This is a genomic window from Streptomyces sp. NPDC007896, from assembly GCF_042959425.1.
In the GTDB taxonomy this organism is placed as follows: Bacteria; Actinomycetota; Actinomycetes; order Streptomycetales; family Streptomycetaceae; genus Streptomyces.
The window spans coordinates 348,469-365,798 of record NZ_JBIBKX010000013.1 but is presented as its reverse complement, the minus strand read 5'-3'; the positions used below and the strand labels follow the sequence as shown (position 1 = coordinate 365,798).

Sequence of the window (17,330 nt, the reverse complement as noted above, 5' to 3'; positions counted from 1 at the left end):
TGCAGGGGGGACCCTGTGGGAGAGTAGGACGCCGCCGAACTCATTTTAGGGAAAACCCCCGTACCGGGAAATCGGTACGGGGGTTTTCTGCGTTCGGGATCATTTTTTGGGGCCTCTCGATTCGAGAGGCCCCCTTTTTTTGTGCCGGTTTACAGCCGTCCCGCTGCCTTGAGTGCCAGATACGCATCCGCGAGGGGCACACGGGGCCGAACAACAGCCCCGTGTGCCCCTCGCTCGGTTACTTCAGGCGGGATGAGGCGACGATCGAGACGATGTGCGCGGGGACGAGCAGCCAGACGATCGCCGTCACGGCCACGGTCACGATCTTCGTCGCCGTCAGGTCGCCGAGCGCCAGGTCGACGATCGCCGTCACGAGCAGCAGGATGGTGCACTCGATGCCGTTGACCAGGCGGTGAAGGCCGACCGCCGAGGTGAGGCGGCGGACCCGGGCGAGGCCGCTGGAGCGCGGCACGACGGACTGGTCGGTGGCCTTCTCCATGCCGCTGTCGGAGCGTGCCACGTGGACGAGGTCGGAGGACGACTTCAGGAGCAGCACACCGATCGCGGCCGCCAGGCCGGCCACCAGATAGAGGTTCAGGCCGAGTTCGGCGGCGCGGATGCCCATGCCGACCATGACGGCGGCGTCGGCGAGGTAGGCGCCGAGGCGGTCCAGATAGACGCCGAGCGGGCTGAACTGGCGTCGCCAGCGGGCCACTTCGCCGTCCACGCAGTCCAGGAGCAGATACAACTGCATGAAGAGGACGGACAGTACGGCGCCGCCCAGGCCGGGGACGACCAGGGCGACTCCGGAGAGTACGCCCGCGAAGACCATGACCGTCGTGATCTGGTTCGGCGAGACGCGGGTGCCCAGCATCTGACGGGTCACCCGCAGGGAGAGCGAGCGCATGTAAAGGCGGCCGGCCCAGTGTTCCGCCCTGCTCTCCAGCTTGCCCGCGGGGTGAATGACCTCGCGGAGTTCCTCTAGTTGGACCTTGGTCATGCGGCTTTCTCCCCTGGGATCAATGTGAGTACAGGGAAGAGCATGACGGGGTCCCGGACGGCGGGGATCGGCAGGGTGGAATTGAGATGAGCGACGTCGGACGCGGAGACTACGGTGGGCTCCATGAACCATGTAATTCGCTCCATAAGTGCCCACGAGTGGCCCGCGGTCAAGGAGTTGCGGCTTGACGCCCTGAAGGACCCCGTGGCGCATCTCGCGTTCCTGGAGACCTACGAGCAGGCGGCGGCCCGGCCCGACTCGTTCTGGCAGGAACGGGCGGCGGGGGCCGCCGAGGGGGACGGGGCGCGGCAGTTCGTCGCGGTCGGACCGGACGGGGTGTGGGGCGGTTCCGTGGTCATGCTGGTCGAGAAGGCCGGGCAGCGGGACTTCTTCGATGCCGTGATCGAGCAGGAGCAGGGGCATCTGGTGGGTGTCTTCGTGCGGGCCGAGCACCGGGGGAGCGGTGTGACGGACGCGCTCGTCGACCGCGCTCTCGCCTGGGCCTGGAAGCGCGGGCTTGAGCGTGTACGGCTGTTCGTGCACGAGAAGAACGGACGCGCCGAGGCCTTCTACCGCAAGGCGGGGTTCGTGCCGACCGGGGGATCTGTGGCATCCGAGGGGAACGAGGGGACCCGGGATCTGGAGTTTGTGATCGCCAGGCCGTAGGCGCCGCCAGGTCCTGGGTGTCGCCGGCCCTTATGCGTCGTCAGACCGGGAGTTCGTGCTGGGGCCAGCGGGCCCTGGCCTGTTCCTGGGAGCGGAGGAGGGCCAGGGTGGGCAGGCCCTGGTCGGCTCCGGTGGCGAGCAGCTCCGGGAGCTGGGGGAGCGGGGCCACCGCGGCGACGTCGTCCAGGACGAGCGTAAGTGGTGGGTCGAGGCGACCGGAGGATGACCGTTCGGCCATGCGCCGGCCGCGCTCGACCACGCTTGAGGCGAGGGCCGTCAGGAGCGGCATCGCGCCGGGGTTCGCCTTGGGGTCCTCGATGGGTTCACCGACCACATAGAGCGTGCCCCCTTCGTTGACGAAGGAATCCAGTGTGAGGGAGTCACTTCGGTTCGGGGTGCAGGATTCGCGGACGTTGACCGTGAAGAGGGCGGACAGGGCGCGGGCCGTCAACTCCTGTGCTATGTCGCGGCGTTCCGGGTGCGAGGTGAGGGCGGCCTCGAGTTCGCCCGCCGCGCCGGAGGCGGCCTTGGGGTTGGTACGGAGGGCTCGTACGGCGTCCTGCACCTGGCTGCCCTGGGCCCAGCGGTGGACGTGGCGGAAGGCCTTGCCCTCCACCGCGGCGGCGTGCAGATAGCTGCGCAGGAGCGTTTCGGCGACGTCTGCCATGGCCTGGTCGACCTTGGCGGTGGGGCGGACGGGGCCGAGGAGGGCGGTGGCTCTTGACGCCGCCGTCGCCTTGTCCTCGCAGCCGGTGGAGGGGGACCAGTGGAGGCGGGCCGGGGTGTCGCAGAGGTGGGAGGGGTCGTAGAGGAGGACGGGGCCGAGTTTGGCTCTGGCGTCCTTGGTCTCCGACCAGATGGCGGGGTTGGAGGTGACCACCAGGGCGGGGCCGTCCGCGTCTCGTACGGCTTGAGTTGCGGTGGTGTGGCGGGTTTCTGGTGGTGCGAGGATGAGCGCGGCTGCGGTGCGATTTCTTTCCCACCCACCCACCCGCTTACTGTCCGCCGCCAAGGGAGCCGTCGAAGGCGTTGTCTGCGGAGTCTCCTTGGACAGCTCGGCGGCCGGCTGCGGCTCGGGTCGTGGCAGCGGGACCTCATGACGCGGGGGGACCTGTTCGGCAGCGGGGGTCGGAGCCGGTTCAGGTACCGGCGCCGGCGCCTGTCTCGCGTACGCCCCTGCCCTGCGTCTCGCCCGGACCGCCCGCCACCGTGCCCACGTCCCCATCACGAAGATGGTCAGCACGACCAGCACCATCAGCTGGCCGATGAACAGGCCCCAGAAGAGCCCGTACCCCGAGAGCTGGTCCGCGGGCGTGTCAGGCCAGGCGCCCGTCACGTCGTGCGGGTGCCCGATCAGGTGCCGCAGGGCCAGCGGCGTACGGGCGAAGGTGACCGTGTTCGGCCAGGCGCCGTGGGCGAACCAGCCGGCGAGCCCCGTGGCCGACCAGATCAGGAAGGTCATGCCGAGCAGGAAGGCGAGCACCCCGACCAGCAGGCCGTCCGGGATGCCGCCCTCGCTCTCCGCCTTGCGGCGGTCCCGCCCGTCCCGGCTCATCTCACGCCACCGTGGACTCGGACGAACCGTCGAGATCGGCGAGGTGCTGCTCCACGAAGGCCGCGGCGCGTTCCTCGGCCTCCAGTTCGGCGGCACGCAGCGCGTCGTCGGCAAGGTGGTCGGCGGAGGACTCGGTCATGGCGCGGTCGGTGAAGACGAGGGGACGTTCGGTCTCGGTGATGAGGTGTTTGACCACCTGGACGTTGCCGTTGACGTCCCAGACGGCGATGCCGGGGGTCAGGGTCGGGATGATCTCGACGGCCCACCGGGGCAGGCCGATCACCCGGCCCGTCGCCCGTGCCTCGTCCGCCTTCTGGGCGTAGATCGTGCGGGTGGACGCCATCTTCAGGATCGCGGCCGCCTCCTTGGCCGCCGCGCCGTCCACCACGTCGGACAGGTGGTGGACGACCGCCACGAAGGACAGACCCAGGCGTCGGCCGAACTTCAGCAGGCGCTGGAAGAGCTGGGCCACGAAGGGGCTGTTGATGATGTGCCACGCCTCCTCCACCAGGAAGATGCGCTTCTTGCGGTCGGGGCGGATCCAGGTGTGTTCCAGCCACACGCCGACGATCGCCATCAGGATCGGCATGGCGATGGAGTTGCGGTCGATGTGGGACAGGTCGAAGACGATGAGCGGGGCGTCGAGGTCGATGCCCACCGTCGTGGGGCCGTCGAACATGCCCCTGAGGTCACCGTCGACCAGACGGTCGAGGACCAGGGCGACGTCCAGACCCCACGCCCGTACGTCGTCTATGGCGACGTTCATCGCCTCGGCCGACTCCGGCTCGGGGTGCCGTAGCTGCTCGACGATGTCCATCAGTACGGGCTGGCGCTCGACGATCGTCTCGTTGACATAGGCGTGCGCGACCTTGAGGGCGAAGCCGGACCGCTCGTCGAGGCCGTGTCCCATCGCGACCTCGATGATCGTGCGCAGCAGGGCCAGCTGGCCGGTCGTCGTGATCGCCGGGTCGAGCGGGTTGAGGCGGATGCCCATGTCCAGGGCCGCTGTCGGGTCCAGGCGGATGGGAGTTATTCCCAGCTCTTCCGCGATGAGGTTCCACTCGCCGACGCCGTCCTCACCCTGTGCGTCGAGCACGACGACCTGGCGGTCGCGGAAGCGCAACTGGCGCAGGACGTAGGTCTTCTCCAGCGCCGACTTGCCGTTGCCGGACTCGCCGAGCACCAGCCAGTGCGGCGCGGGGAGCTGCTGGCCGTACAACTGGAAGGGGTCGTAGATGTAGCCCTTCCCGGAGTACACCTCGCGTCCGATGATGACGCCCGAGTCGCCGAGGCCGGGTGCGGCGGTCGGCAGGTAGACCGCCTGGGCCTGGCCTGTGGAGGTGCGCACCGGCAGGCGGGTCGTCTCGACCTTGCCGAAGAGGAAGCCCGTGAAGGCGTCTGTCGCGGCGGACAGCGGATCCCGCATCAGAACATCAGCTCCTACCTGCGGATTCCGGTGGCGAACGGCAGTGTGTTGACGAAGGCACGGTGGTGCTCGCGGTCGCACCACTCCAGCTTCAGATACGACTTTCCGGCGGAGGCGCGGATGGTGCGCTTGTCGCGGGCGAGGGCCTCCGGGGAGCGGGAGCTGACCGTGATGTAGCCGACGAGGTTGACGCCCGCCGCGCCGCTCGCGAGGTCCTCGCCGCGCTGGTCCAGACGGTTGTGGGAGGCGATGTCGCGGGGGTCGACCGTGCGGTTCATCTTCAACTGGCGGCTGGCCTCGGCGTCGTCGTTCGTCTTCTCCGTCAGCATGCGCTCGATGGCGACCTCGGTGGGTTCGAGGTCCATCGTGACGGCGACGGTGCGGATGACGTCCGGGGTGTGGACCAGGAGCGGGGCCAGGAAGTTCACGCCGACCGGGGTCATCGGCCATTCCTTCACCCAGGCCGTGGCGTGGCACCAGGGGGCGCGGGTGGAGGACTCGCGGGTCTTCGCCTGGAGGTAGGTGGGTTCCATGGCGTCGAGTTCGGCGGGCCAGGCATTGCGTTTCGTCATCGCCTGGATGTGGTCGATCGGGTGGTCGGGGTCGTACATGGAGTGCACGAGGGAGGCCAGGCGCCCCTGACCGAGCGGCTGGCGTACGCGGATGTCGGCTTCCTGGAGGCGCGAGCAGATGTCGGTCAGCTCGCGGGCCATGACGACGGCGAGCCCGGCGTCGCGGTCCAGTTTCTTGCCGCCCTGGGGACGGGCGGCGCGCGCCATGGTCTGGGCCTCGGCGGCGAGTTCACGGTTGTAGTGCATGCACGCGACGAGGTAGGCGCGGTGCTGCTCGCTGCTGGTGGACACCATGGACTGGAGCTGGTCGTAGGACTGCTGGAGCCAGGCCGGTGCCTTCTCGTCCCCGCGCTGGGAGACGTCCTTGGCGTGGGCGTCCGGGTCGGCGGGGAGGGTGCGGGCGAGCATCTGGAGGCGGGTGACGAAGCCGTCGCCGTTCGCCACGTGTTTGAGCAGCGTGCCGAAGCGGTCGACGAGGGCTTCCTGGTCCTCGCTGTCGCGCAGGCCGACGCCCGGGCCTTCGATCTCGATCGCGGCGGTGACGGTGCGGCGGTCGGCGTGCAGGAGTACGGCGATCTCGTCGGGGCCGAAGGGGGCCGCGAGCCAGGAGATCCGGCCGATGCCGGGCGGCGGCCCGATCTCGACCTCCTTGCCGTCGAGGCGTGTACCGGCCTCCTGGACGCTGCTGCGGTACGCCGTGCCGCGGCGCAGGTTGCGCTTGTAACTGCGGTTGATCTCGAACCACTTGTAGAAGGTGCGGCGCTTGTACGGGACGTACACCGCGGCGATGGCCACCAGCGGGAAGCCCATCAGCAGCACGATCCGCAGGGACAGGACGGGGACGAGCAAGCCGCACATCATGCCGAGGAACGCGCCCGCGATGATGAGCGCGATCTCGCCGGACTCGCGGTTCCGGCCGACGATCGCGTTCGGCCGGGCGCGGCCGATCAGATATGTACGGCGGGGCGTGACCGGATGGGACACGTGGGAATCGGTCGTCAACGCCCTTCACCTCCCGTGCGGTTGCTGCTGCTGTTGCGGGTGTTGCCGGTACGTGGTGGGGGTGCGGCGGAGGGGACAGATCCGCCGCCCCCGTTCGGCGTACGGGTGCTGTGGGCGGACACGCCTCCGGAGACGGGGTTCGCGGGGCGCGGCTGGCTGTTGCCGCCGCCTGCGCCGCCTCCGCCGTTGTTGTCGGCGCGGGTGCTGTGGGTCTTGATGCCCTGGGCGACCAGGGTGGCGGGGGAGCTGATCACGGCCGCGGCCTTGCCTTCGGCGCCCTGCATGATGCGGTTGTTGCGACCATTGGCGATCTCGTCGCCGAAGCCGGGCACGAAGCGGTAGATCATCGCGCTGGCGAAGATGGCGAGCAGGATGATCGCGAGGCCGGAGACGACGGCGGAGAAGGAGTCCGGGCCGCCGTTGGTCGACAGCGCGCCGGCGAGGCCCAGCACGATCACGATGACCGGTTTGACCAGGATGACGGCGATCATGATGCCGGCCCAGCGGCGGACGTGGCCCCACAGGTTCTTGTCGACGAGCCCGGCGTAGACGACGGTGCCGAGCAGGGCGCCGACGTACAGCAGGGCGGCGCGGATGACGAGCTCCAGCCACAGGACGCCTGCCGCCAGGATCGACACCAGGGAGACGACGATCAGCATGATCGGGCCGCCGCCGATGTTCTCGCCCTTGGCGAGGGCGCCGGAGAAGGTGCCGAAGAAGGTGTCGGTCTGGTTGCCGGTGGTCTTGGCGAGGACGTCGGTGACGCCGTCGCTGGCCGAGACGACGGTGTAGAGGATCAGCGGGGTGAACGCCGACGCCAGCACCGTGAGCCAGAGGAAGCCGATCGCCTCGGAGATCGCGGTGCCGAGGGGGACGCCTCGCACCGCCCGCTTCGCCACGGCCAGCAGCCACAGGAGGAGGGTGAGGATGGTGGACGCCGCGAAGACCACGGCGTACTGCTGGAGGAACTTCTGGTTCGTGAAGTCGACGTTCGCCGTGTCCTTGACCGCCGCGGAGAGCTTGTCGATGGTCCAGGACGCGGCCTCGGCGCAGCCCTTGGCCAGCGAGGAGAGGGGGTCGAGCGTGGAGGTGGTACCGGGGTCGGTGGTACCGCCGTTGGTGCTGCCCTTTTCGCAGTACTTCTTTGCCTCGCCGACGATGAGCCTGCACGAGTCGGTCGAGGCGCTCGCGCTTGCACTGGGACTGGGGCTCGAGTTCGGCGTCGGGCTCGGTGGAGCGGCGTAGGCATGGGATGCCAGCAGAACGACCGCGGTCTGTACGGCCGCGACGGCTCCGGTGAGCCTGAGTACACGGCGCGGGCTACCGGGCATAAGTGAACCCTCCGTACTCCTCGATGACCTTGCTGATCTCGTCGGAGGTGGCGGCCTTGTCGTCGCCGGGGACCGGGGCGGGGCCGTCCTTCTGCGAGTCGGTGACGATCTTCCAGTCCCCGCCGGACCACTGGAGCTCGAAGGTCCACGTCTTCCAGGTCGAGGTGACGGGGTCGGTCGAGTTCTGCGCGGACATTCCGATGAGGCCCAGGTACCAGACCGAGACCTTGGCGTCGGTGGCGCTGTACCGCTCGACCTTGCTGCCGACGGGGATCGTGCGGGAGACGAAGGTGCTGCCCTGCGGTGCGTTGCCGGCCGCGTCGAGTCCCAGTTTGTCGAGGAAGCCCGTCGAGTAGGCGTCGTCCAGCGGGCCCTGGAGACGGCCGGCCGCGGCGGAGGTGTAGAGGGTGTCGACCAGGCTGTGCCGACCGGCCTTCTGGAACATGCTCGTCGACCCCAGCGCCACCGCGTAGTTCGCCGCCGCGCTCTGCGCACCCTGCTCGCTGTGCGCGAACCCCGTGGGGATGCCCCCCGTGTTCGTGTCCACCGGGCGTTGGCCCGAGGGGGACGTGGGGGAGGTTCTGGTGGCGGTGCCGCCTCCGTTGCCGGTTCCGGAGGAGGAAGAGGAATCGTCTCCTCCACGGTTCGCGAAGGCGATGGCCGCGATGAGGAGGACGACGACGCCGACCACCGTCACCAGGCTTCGCGAGGAGGATCGGCCGCGGCGGGCGCCGCCGTAGACGTCTCCGGGGCGGTCGGGGAGGCGGGTCCGGGTCTGGCCCGTCCCCCCGTATCCGCCGTCGTCGCCGCGGGAGCCGTCCCCGTATCCGGGTTCGTCACCGAGACTCATGTCGCGTACGCCCCCTCAACCTCTTCCTGAACCGCGTAGTACGACGGTAGCCGTGCTGGTTCCCGCGCGGACGCGGTGTGGTGACTCGACATCAGGGAAACGCAACCTCAGCCGGTGGGCACGTCGGACGGGTGGGTCGGACAGGAAAGGAGGAGATGAGGTGAGGAGCCGGGTGCCCGGCCGAAGCTAGACGGCCATGCCGTACACGATGGTGAAGAGCGTGCCGAGGGAGCCGATGATGAAGACTCCGGTGAGGCCCGCGATGATCAGACCCTTGCCCTGTTCGGCGCTGAACGTGTCGCGGAGCGCCGTCGCTCCGATGCGTTGCTTCGCCGCTCCCCAGATCGCGATCCCGAGGCAGAGCAGGATGGCGACGGCCATCACGACCTGGATCATCGTCTTGGCCTCGTTGCCCAGGCTGCCGAAGGGACCCCAGTCCGGGGCGATTCCGCCGATGATTGTGGTGATGTCGCCCTTGTCGGCTGCGAAAAGCATGTAAGTCACCGCCCCTAGTGGGTAGTTCTGCACCCCCTGCCACTGTGCGCAGAGGTCGGGCCCATTCTCGCCGACAATGCCGCTGTCGTATGTCGACTTGGCGTCATTGATTGGCGGTTTTCGTACGAATCCCTTGTCACCGGCGTACGCGGGCCCCTTTCGGGAGGCGTGCGACGGTATGCAAAGAGTCGTATGGTCACTCTGTGTATCACGGCTGGTCACGCCGGGCAATGAAGTCGAACCGGAACCTGTGGTGTGGTTCCGTCGTTAACCCCTTCTACGACGAGTGCGGGGCGGTGGCCCCGTCGCTCCTCGCAGCATCCCTGCGTGCCCGTCGCGTTTCTGACGGGTTGTCGAGCCGATGTTCTCCGGGCCGCGCGTCCGCCCGATGTGGACGCGTGGCCGCTGCCTCGAAGGCTATCCCCGTCGCCGTGGCGCACGGAAACGGGCCGCGGCTGGTTGCCGCGGCCCGTTCCTCGCACTGCCGGAGGATCCCCACGTCCTCCCCGGCAGTTCCCCCCGCTTTCCCGTGCTTTCGGGGGTTTTCCGTGTCTCCGGCGGGTCAGCCGGTGAAGGCCGAGACTCCCTCCGGGGTGCCCCAGCCGGTCGGGCCGTCGTAGCCCGACTTCGCGGTGCACAGATAGCTGGAGCCGCAGCTGCCGTTGCTGCCGGAGGTGACGTCGTTGAGGGCCGAGGTGCCGGCCGACGCGTAGGGGAAGGACGCCGGGTAGGAGCTGCTGGAGGGGGTGCCGCCGAGGGCGTACACACCGGCGATGATCGGCGAGGACGCGCTCGTACCACCGAAGGTGTACCAGCCGGCCGTGACCCCGTAGGAGTCGTAGACCGAGACACCGGTGGCCGGGTCGGCGACGGCCGAGACATCGGCGATGGTCCGCTTCGAGCAGCCGGTGTCCGTCTGCCAGGTCGGCTTCGCGTCGTAGGCGGAGCAGCCGGAGCCGGTGCCCTCGGTGCTGCTGGTCTCCCAGACGCTCTCGGTCCAGCCGCGGCTGTTGGAGCTGGTGGACAGGGCGGTACCGCCGACGGAGGTCACGTACTTGGAGGCGGCCGGGTATTCGGCGCCGTAGCCGGAGTCACCCGCGGAGACGGTGATGGCGACGCCGGGGTGGTTGAAGTACGAGGTGTCGTAGGAGGTGTCGGAGGAGGACTCCGAGCCGCCGTAGCTGTTGGAGACGTACTTCGCGCCCAGGGTGACGGCCTCGTTCACCGCCTTGCCGAGGTTGGCCATGGTGGCGGAGGTGGCCTCGACGAGCAGGATGTTGCAGTTCGGGCAGATGGCGCTGGCCATGTCGACGTCGAGGGAGATCTCCTCGGACCAGCCGGCGTCACTGGAGGGCAGGGAGGTCGTCGAGCCGGTCTGGCTTACCTTCTTGAAGCAGCCGTTGGCCGTGGTGCAGGCCGACAGGCCATAGTACGAGCGGTACTTGGCGAGGTCCGCCTCGGCGTTCGGGTCGTTGTACGCGTCGACGATCGCGATCGTCTCGCCAGAGCCGTTGGAGGCGGCGGCGGAGGTCAGGCCGTAGGCGCTCTGGAGGTTGCTCGGACCGTACCCGGACGGGGTGGCGGCGTCGACGGCCTTCGGGGTGACGGCGTCCGCGTGGGCGTTGGCCTTCTGGAAGGCGGTCGTGCCGCCGGTGACCCGCAGCGCCTTGCAGGCCATCTGGCCCTTCGCGGGGGTGGAACAGGCCGGGCTCCACGTCACCTTGGAGGAGGTGGAGGCGGTCGTGGAGGTGGCCTTGGCGGCCGGGGCGGCGTTCGCGGGGCCCGCGGCGCCGAAGCCGGCGAGGACGAGAGCCGCGGTGCCGGCGGCGGCCGCTCCGATACGGCGCCACCTGCCGCGTATGGCGGGTCTTGCGGGCTCTTGGGGATTCGAGGTACGCAACGGACAGCCTCCTGAGAGTGTTTGACAGGGGCAGTGCGGGTGCGCCGCCGGTGCGGTGTCCCCGGCGGAGGGCCGAGCGGCCCGCCGATGACCATCCTCTTGTTGAGTACGCGACAACAAGGGCCGTCTGGAATCCTGACTTCCGCATTACTGAACGAGGCCGCCGCGTTACTCCTCGATGGCCGCTCGATGGACTGCGGCTGAGCGCTGCTTGACTCAACTCACAGGCAGGTCAAGGGATGTACCAAAGTCTCCGACCGGTTGGACACAATGGCGAACGGGCCGCGGCAGGCTGCCGCGGCCCGTCTCAGACGCCGCCGGTGGATCCCCACTTAATCCGTCGCCCGGCGGCTCCGTGCCGTGCGGAGGGAAGCGATCAGCCGGTGAAGGCCGAGACTCCCTCCGGGGTGCCCCAGCCGGTCGGGCCGTCGTAGCCCGACTTGGCGGTGCAGAAGTAGCTCGTGGAGCAGGAGCCGTTGCTGCCCGACGTCACGTCGTTGAGCGCGGACGTGCCGGCCGAGCCGTAGGGGAACTCCGCCGGGTACGAGCCGCTGGACGGGGTGCCGGCCAGGGCGTACACGCTCGCGATGATCGGCGAGGAGGCGCTGGTGCCGCCGTAGGTGACCCAGCCGGTGCCGTCGCCGTAGGTGTCGTAGACCGAGACGCCGGTCGCCGGGTCGGCGACGGCCGAGACGTCCGCGATCATGCGCTTCGAGCAGGAGGTGTCGGTCTGCCAGGTCGGCTTGGCGTCGTAGGCGGAGCAGCCGGAGCCGGTGCCCTCGGTGCTGCTGGTGTTCCACACCTTCTCGGTCCAGCCGCGGCTGTTGGAGCTCGAGGAGAGGGCGGTGCCGCCGACGGAGGTCACGTACTTGGAGGCGGCCGGGTACTCGGCGCCGTAGCCGGAGTCACCCGCGCTGACCGTGATGGCGACGCCCGGGTGGTTGAAGTACGAGCTGTCGTAGGAGGTGTCGGAGGAGGACTCCGAGCCGCCGTAGCTGTTGGAGACGTACTTCGCGCCGAGCTTGACCGCCTCGTTCACCGCGGTGCCGAGGTTGGCCATGGAGGAGGACTTCGCCTCTACCAGCGTGATGTTGCAGTTGGGGCAGACGGCGCTGGCCATGTCGAGGTCGAGCGAGATCTCGCCGGCCCAGCCGCTGTCGGCGGAGGGGAGGGAGGTCGTGGAGCCCGTCTGGCTGACCTTCTTGAAGCAGCCGTTGGCGACGGTGCACGCCGACAGGCCGTAGTACGAGCGGTACGCGGCGAGGTCGGAGGCCGCGTTCGGGTCGTCGTAGGCGTCGACGATCGCGATGGTCTCGCCCGAGCCGTTGGAGGCGGCGGCGTCGGTCAGGCCGTAGGCGTCCTGGAGGTCACTGGGGCCGTAGCCGGTGGGGGAGTCGGCGGCGGCCTTGGGGGTGACGGCGTTCGCGTGGGCGTTGGCCTTCATGAAGGCGGTCGTGCCGCCGGTCACGCGCAGCGCGTTGCAGGCCATCTCCCCCTTCTTCTTGGGCTCGGCACAGGAACGGGTCCAGGTGACCTTGGTGGAACCGGCCTTGGCGGCGGTGGCCTTGCTCGCGACGGTCTTCGTCGCGGTCGTGCCGGCCGCCGCGCTCGCGTCGACGGCGGTGCCGAAACCGGCCACCAGGAGGGCGGCGGTGGCGGCGGCCGCGGAGCCGATGCGGCGCCAGTTGGTGCGTGCGGCCGATCTGTTGCCGGGTGTGGGGGGTATGGGGGGTGTAGTACGCAACGTACAGCTCCTGAGAGAGGTTGACAGGGGCGGTGCGGGTGCTGTTGCCGTCGGTGCGGTGCCTCCGGCGGCCGGGCCGTGTGACCCGCGTAGACACTCGCTTGTTGAGTACGCGACAAACAAGAGAGATCTGGAATTCTGACTTCCGCCATACCGAACCCGGGTGATCGGGTTACCCGTCAATGGCCCCTCGATGGCTGGAAGTTGACGTCGGCTTGACTCGCTTCGCGGATCGGCTGTGCATCGGGCGAGGCGCGGGTGGTGACGGCGGACGCCGCCGCCCGTGGCGCCGCGGATCGCACGACCGCGGCGTACACGGGGGCGGCGCCGGCCGAGTGACGACGGGGGCCGCCGACTTCCAGGGGGCTCGCGTCAGCCCACGGCCGCGGCCAGGACCGAGGCCGTGGCGGCGACGAGGGGGCTGTCTGCGGCGGCGTCCCGCGCGGGTTTGGTGCTGAGGACGGCGAGGGCCACGGGGGCTCCGTCCGGGGTCCAGGCGATGCCCACGTCGTTGCTGGTGCCGTAGTCGCCGGTGCCGGTCTTGTCGGCGATCGTCCAGTCCTCGGGCAGGCCCGCGCGGAAACGGTCGCCGCTGGTGGTGTTGCCGAGCAGCCACGTCGTCAGGCGGTCGCGGTCCCGGTAGTGGAGCGCGTCGCCGAGGACGAGCCGGGCGTACGTGCCGCCGATGGCACCCGGGGTGGTCGTGTCCTGCACCCGCCAGGGCTCCGCCGTGTTCAGCTCCGGCTCCCAGCGGTCCAGGCGGGTCTTCGGGTCCCCGAGCGAGCGGCAGAAACGCGTGATCGCCGTGGGGCCGCCCAGCTCGCGGAGCAGCAGGTTGGCCGCCGTGTTGTCGCTGTAGCGGATCGCCGCGTCGCACAGTTCCTCGACGGTCATGCCGTCTGCCAGGTGCTCGGGCTCACCCGTCTTCGGTGAGTACCCGGCCAGGTCTGCCACCGTGTAGTGGATGCGCCGGGCGAGTGTCTCCCCGTGCCGGTCCAGATCCCGCAGCACGGCCGCCGCCGCGAGCGTCTTGAACACCGAGCAGATGGGGAAGCGTTCCGCCGCGCGGTGGCGCACGGTGGCCTTCGTCCTCAGGTTGTACGCGAACGCGCCGATCCTCGCCCTGTGTCGCGCCTCCAGCTCGCGGAGCCGGGCGTGGGTGTCCCGGTGTCGGGGATCCTCCGCGTACGCCGGTCCCGCGCCGAGCGCGAGGGTGGCGGCGGTGGTGGTGGCCGCGGTGAGCAGGGTGCGGCGTGTTGTCGTGGTCCCTAAGATCTCTCGTCCTCCAGTCCTTCCACGAAGTGGTCGAACTCGCCCGCCTGTACGCCCAGGACGAAGGCGTCCCACTTCTTCTGAGTGGTAGTGACGATGTTGGTGGGGTCGCTGGTTTCGCGGATGTGGACCAGGTCGTCGGCGCCGAAGGCGAGTTCGATCCAGGGGCCGGGGCCGGTCGCGTCGTCCGGGGCGGCGCGGACCCAGTGGAGGTCCGGGGGGACGTCAGCCACGAGGGGCTTCCTTAGGGGTGAGGAGGCGGGCGTGGAAGGTGGTGGGCGTGGCGGTGAGTGTCTCGGTCCCTTTCACAGATCGTGGATCAGCTTGTGGATGAAGTCTCGTGAGTGTTCGGGGGCGAGGGACACCGATTCCATCCGGTCGAGGAGAGCGCGGTACATCTGCAACTGGGCTTCGGCGTCGAGGAGCGCCGGGCCGTGGGACTGGTCGAGGTGCACGGTGTCGAGCTGGGGGACCGGTCCTTCGGCGTAGAAGACCGACTGGCCGGAACCCGGGAAGGATCCGGTGGCGAACGGGATCACCTTGAGGGTGATGTGGTCCCGCTCGCTCATGTCCAGCAGGTGCCGCAACTGGGACTTGGCCACGGTGAGGCCGCCGAACCGCATGCGCAGGGCCGCCTCGTGGATGATCGCCACCAGAGTGGTCGGGGCGTCTCCGAAGAGGACCGTCTGGCGCTTGACGCGGAACGACACCCGGTGCTCGATCTCCGGTGGTGAGAGCTCGGGCACGACGTGCCCGAGCAGCTCACGGGCGTGATCGGTGGTCTGGAACAGGCCCGGGATGTGCATCGTGGCCGCGGTACGCAGCCGCCTGGCGTGGTGCTCCACCTCGGCGAGATCCAGCAGGGCGGCGGGCAGGATCTCGCGGTACTCCTCCCACCAGCCGCGCGAGCGCTCGGTGGTCATGGTGCTGAGCGCGTCGACGAGGGCCTTGTCCGAGCAGTCGTAGTGGCAGGCGAGCGCGCGCACCCGTTCGGCGCTCACGCCCACACGCCCGGCTTCCATGTTGCTGACCTGGGTCTGCTTGATGCCCATGAGTTGACCGGCCCCGGTGGCGGTCAGGCCCGCGCGCTCCCGGAGTTTGCGCAGCTCCGCGCCGAAGCGGAGTTGGCGACCCGTCGGGTTGCTCCTCACGGGCACCTCCGTCTCCTGGATGTCACCGGTCGCCCGCACGAGTGGTAGTGAACCCGATTCCTGCAAACCGGTGAATGAGTTTACCGCTCGCCGCTGCCTTCTTACCTGAACGCCTCGCCCCCTCCGAACCGTCCGAACCGTCGGATCCACAAGTCCCGGCCGGGTTCGGCGATGTTCGTCCACAGGTTGTGGGCAATGTGGGGTGAAATGTGGAGGGTCGAGTGTGCGTGCGAGGGCCGGGGATGGGCCGTACGGTGGACCTGCCGTTGTGACTCCGTTGGCTCCCACCGGTGACTCATAGGAGATTCTCAGTGTGGTTCCAGGATTTTTCTTAATTCCGTGGGCCAGAGTGTGAACCGATGAAGCGCACCACTCGTCCCCCTGGTAACCGGCGGAACGCTTTGTTCGTCGTGGTCGTGATGCTGGCCGTCACGTCCGCGTCCGTGGCGTCCGCCGACGACGGCCCCGGGCCGTTCGGCGTGACCGTGCAGGCCGACACGAACAAGGCGAGCGCCCGTGTGGGCGCCTTGTTCGGCGCGGGTGACGGCCTGAGCGGGCACTTCTGCACCGCCTCCGTCGTGCACAGCGAGGGGCGGGACCTCCTGGTGACCGCCGCACACTGTCTTGACGGGGGCGGAAAATTGCGGTTCGTCCCGGGTTATCGGGACGGCAAGGCGCCGTACGGGATCTGGGACGTCAAGAAGACCTTCGTCGGTGACGCCTGGACCGGCGGTCAGGACGAGGACAGCGACGTCGCCTTCGCCGAGGTCGCCAAGCAGGGTGCGAAGGGCATCGAGGACGTCGTCGGCGGGAACGCCCTTGCCACGGGGCGGGAGACCGGGGCCACCGCCGTCACGGTCACCGGCTACCCCAGTACCCTCGACGCGCCGATCATCTGTACGAACAAACCGACCGTCCACAGCCGCACCCAGCAGCGCATCGAGTGCCCCGCCTTCGCCGGCGGCACCAGCGGCAGCCCCTGGGTGAACGGCGACGGGGCGGTCGTCGGGGTCATCGGCGGCCACGAGGCGGGCGGGGACACCGACGACGTCTCGTTCAGCATCGTCCTCGGGAAAGAGGCCGCGGCACTGTACAAGGCGGCGCGCAAGGCGGGTTAGGGGCGCGCGGGACGGGTTCGGAGTGTGCGGGGCGGGTTCGGAGTGTGCGGGGCGGGTTCGGAGTGTGCGGGAGGGGTTCGGGGCGTGCGGTAGGGGTTCGGGGCGCACTTCGCGCCCCGTTTCTTGTCGTGTGTGATCGTTTCCTCGCGCAGGGGTCGCCTCTAGACTGACGTCCGGCGGACTCCCGTGCGGCGAGGGGCGGTTGACGGTGCGTAAGACGTGGGTCGTGGTGACCGCCGTCGCCGGGGTGGGGCTCGCCTTCATGTCGGCGCTGGTCGTCGGCGTCTACATGGTGGCCGGGAACCTCGCCAACGGGGTCGGCGGCGGATCGGTCGGTCTCGCCAAGGGTGCCGTGCCGGCCGCGTACCAGACGCTCGTACAGAAGTGGGGCAATCTGTGCAGCGCGATCAATCCGGCGCTGCTCGCCGCACAGCTGTATCAGGAGAGCGGGTTCAACCCGAACGCCAAGAGTCCGGCGGCGGCGGAGGGGATAGCGCAATTCATCCCCGGCACCTGGGCCACGCACGGAATCGACGGCAATGGGGACGGCAAGCGGGACGTATGGGACCCGAATGACGCGATTCCGTCGGCGGCCTCCTACGACTGCAAGCTCGCGTCCTATGTGAAGGACGCGCCCGGGAACGTCACGGAGAACATGCTCGCCGCTTACAACGCGGGGGCCTACGCGGTCATCAAGTACGGGGGCGTGCCGCCGTACAAGGAGACCCAGAATTATGTGAAGACGATCACAACTCTGGAGAAGAGCTTCGCGCGGCCGGTGAGCCGGGTGGATCCCTCGCAGCAGGCCGCCGCGGCGATCTACTACGCGCAGAAGAAGCTCGGCACGCCCTACCTGTGGGGCGGCAACGGAACCGCTGACCAGGGTGGACGCTTCGACTGCTCGGGTCTGACCAAGGCGGCGTACGAGAGCGTCGGGGTCACCCTGCCGCGCGTCGCCAACGACCAGTACAACGCCGGAGCACACCCCGCGCGCGCGGAACTGCTTCCGGGCGATCTGGTGTTCTTCTCCGACGACCTCACCAACTCGCGGGCCATTCGGCACGTCGGTATCTATGTGGGTGGCGGGTACATGATCGACGCACCGCGAACGGGTGCCGTCATCCGCTTCGACCCCATCGACACCCCCGACTACTTCGGCGCCACGCGCGTGACCGAAGATGGCGCGAAAGCGTTGCCGACGACGGTTTGATCCCACCCCTGAGCTGCGGCGATGTATCTCTCTTCGAT

The 17,330-nt window shown here is 69.1% G+C and carries 15 protein-coding genes; 3 read left to right on the top strand and 12 right to left on the bottom strand.

Going from position 1 to position 17,330, the window contains the following annotated elements; all coding sequences use genetic code 11:
• Nucleotides 1-238: 238 nt before the first annotated feature.
• Nucleotides 239-1,000: a CDP-alcohol phosphatidyltransferase family protein gene (locus tag ACFZDJ_RS36625; protein ID WP_168509473.1), complete on the bottom strand. Its 762-nt coding sequence runs from the start codon at nucleotides 998-1,000 to the stop codon at nucleotides 239-241.
• Between the two features lie 123 nt (nucleotides 1,001-1,123).
• Between ACFZDJ_RS36625 and ACFZDJ_RS36620 the strand changes: the two genes are divergently transcribed.
• Nucleotides 1,124-1,666, top strand: coding sequence for a GNAT family N-acetyltransferase (locus tag ACFZDJ_RS36620; RefSeq protein WP_391065403.1), 543 nt, complete (start codon nucleotides 1,124-1,126; stop codon nucleotides 1,664-1,666).
• A 40-nt stretch (nucleotides 1,667-1,706) separates the two neighbouring features.
• Here the strand turns inward: ACFZDJ_RS36620 and ACFZDJ_RS36615 are convergent, their stop codons facing one another.
• The 11 genes from ACFZDJ_RS36615 to ACFZDJ_RS36565 all read right to left on the bottom strand — a co-directional run bounded on the left by ACFZDJ_RS36615 (nucleotide 1,707) and on the right by ACFZDJ_RS36565 (nucleotide 14,964).
• A complete protein-coding gene (locus ACFZDJ_RS36615) occupies nucleotides 1,707-3,221 on the bottom strand; it encodes a type IV secretory system conjugative DNA transfer family protein (protein ID WP_390930885.1) in 1,515 nt (504 codons plus the stop codon).
• A 1-nt stretch (nucleotide 3,222) separates the two neighbouring features.
• Nucleotides 3,223-4,647 (bottom strand): ATP-binding protein, encoded by a 1,425-nt coding sequence (locus ACFZDJ_RS36610; RefSeq protein WP_067371420.1) that lies wholly within the window; start codon nucleotides 4,645-4,647, stop codon nucleotides 3,223-3,225.
• A 14-nt stretch (nucleotides 4,648-4,661) separates the two neighbouring features.
• On the bottom strand, nucleotides 4,662-6,221 hold the full coding sequence (locus ACFZDJ_RS36605) for an SCO6880 family protein (RefSeq protein ID WP_168509470.1): 1,560 nt from the start codon (nucleotides 6,219-6,221) through the stop codon (nucleotides 4,662-4,664).
• Complete coding sequence (locus tag ACFZDJ_RS36600) at nucleotides 6,218-7,552, bottom strand: hypothetical protein (RefSeq protein ID WP_391065400.1); 1,335 nt, start codon at nucleotides 7,550-7,552, stop codon at nucleotides 6,218-6,220. Before ACFZDJ_RS36600 ends, ACFZDJ_RS36605 begins: the two co-directional genes overlap by 4 nt.
• Nucleotides 7,542-8,402 (bottom strand): hypothetical protein, encoded by an 861-nt coding sequence (locus ACFZDJ_RS36595; RefSeq protein ID WP_391065398.1) that lies wholly within the window; start codon nucleotides 8,400-8,402, stop codon nucleotides 7,542-7,544. The genes ACFZDJ_RS36600 and ACFZDJ_RS36595 overlap by 11 nt, the downstream gene beginning before the upstream one ends.
• 186 nt (nucleotides 8,403-8,588) lie before the next feature.
• Nucleotides 8,589-8,897, bottom strand: coding sequence for a hypothetical protein (locus tag ACFZDJ_RS36590; protein ID WP_054232206.1), 309 nt, complete (start codon nucleotides 8,895-8,897; stop codon nucleotides 8,589-8,591).
• 562 nt (nucleotides 8,898-9,459) lie between these two features.
• Nucleotides 9,460-10,797 carry a peptidase S8 gene (locus ACFZDJ_RS36585; RefSeq protein ID WP_391065395.1) on the bottom strand — a complete coding sequence of 446 codons (1,338 nt, stop codon included), beginning with the start codon at nucleotides 10,795-10,797 and terminating at the stop codon, nucleotides 9,460-9,462.
• Nucleotides 10,798-11,173: 376 nt separating this feature from the next.
• Nucleotides 11,174-12,541, bottom strand: coding sequence for a peptidase S8 (locus ACFZDJ_RS36580; RefSeq protein ID WP_391065392.1), 1,368 nt, complete (start codon nucleotides 12,539-12,541; stop codon nucleotides 11,174-11,176).
• Between the two features lie 372 nt (nucleotides 12,542-12,913).
• Nucleotides 12,914-13,888: a class A beta-lactamase gene (gene bla / locus ACFZDJ_RS36575; RefSeq protein ID WP_391065389.1), complete on the bottom strand. Its 975-nt coding sequence runs from the start codon at nucleotides 13,886-13,888 to the stop codon at nucleotides 12,914-12,916.
• Entirely contained in the window at nucleotides 13,810-14,046 is a 237-nt protein-coding gene (locus ACFZDJ_RS36570; protein ID WP_168509466.1) for a DUF397 domain-containing protein, read from the bottom strand. Before ACFZDJ_RS36570 ends, bla begins: the two co-directional genes overlap by 79 nt.
• A 72-nt stretch (nucleotides 14,047-14,118) precedes the next feature.
• Nucleotides 14,119-14,964 carry a Scr1 family TA system antitoxin-like transcriptional regulator gene (locus tag ACFZDJ_RS36565; RefSeq protein ID WP_391065386.1) on the bottom strand — a complete coding sequence of 282 codons (846 nt, stop codon included), beginning with the start codon at nucleotides 14,962-14,964 and terminating at the stop codon, nucleotides 14,119-14,121.
• A gap of 359 nt (nucleotides 14,965-15,323) precedes the next feature.
• Between ACFZDJ_RS36565 and ACFZDJ_RS36560 the strand changes: the two genes are divergently transcribed.
• Together ACFZDJ_RS36560 and ACFZDJ_RS36555 are read left to right on the top strand one after the other, a co-directional pair.
• On the top strand, nucleotides 15,324-16,082 hold the full coding sequence (locus ACFZDJ_RS36560) for a trypsin-like peptidase domain-containing protein (protein ID WP_391065382.1): 759 nt from the start codon (nucleotides 15,324-15,326) through the stop codon (nucleotides 16,080-16,082).
• Between the two features lie 202 nt (nucleotides 16,083-16,284).
• Nucleotides 16,285-17,292: a bifunctional lytic transglycosylase/C40 family peptidase gene (locus tag ACFZDJ_RS36555; protein WP_282190020.1), complete on the top strand. Its 1,008-nt coding sequence runs from the start codon at nucleotides 16,285-16,287 to the stop codon at nucleotides 17,290-17,292.
• Nucleotides 17,293-17,330: the final 38 nt, after the last annotated feature.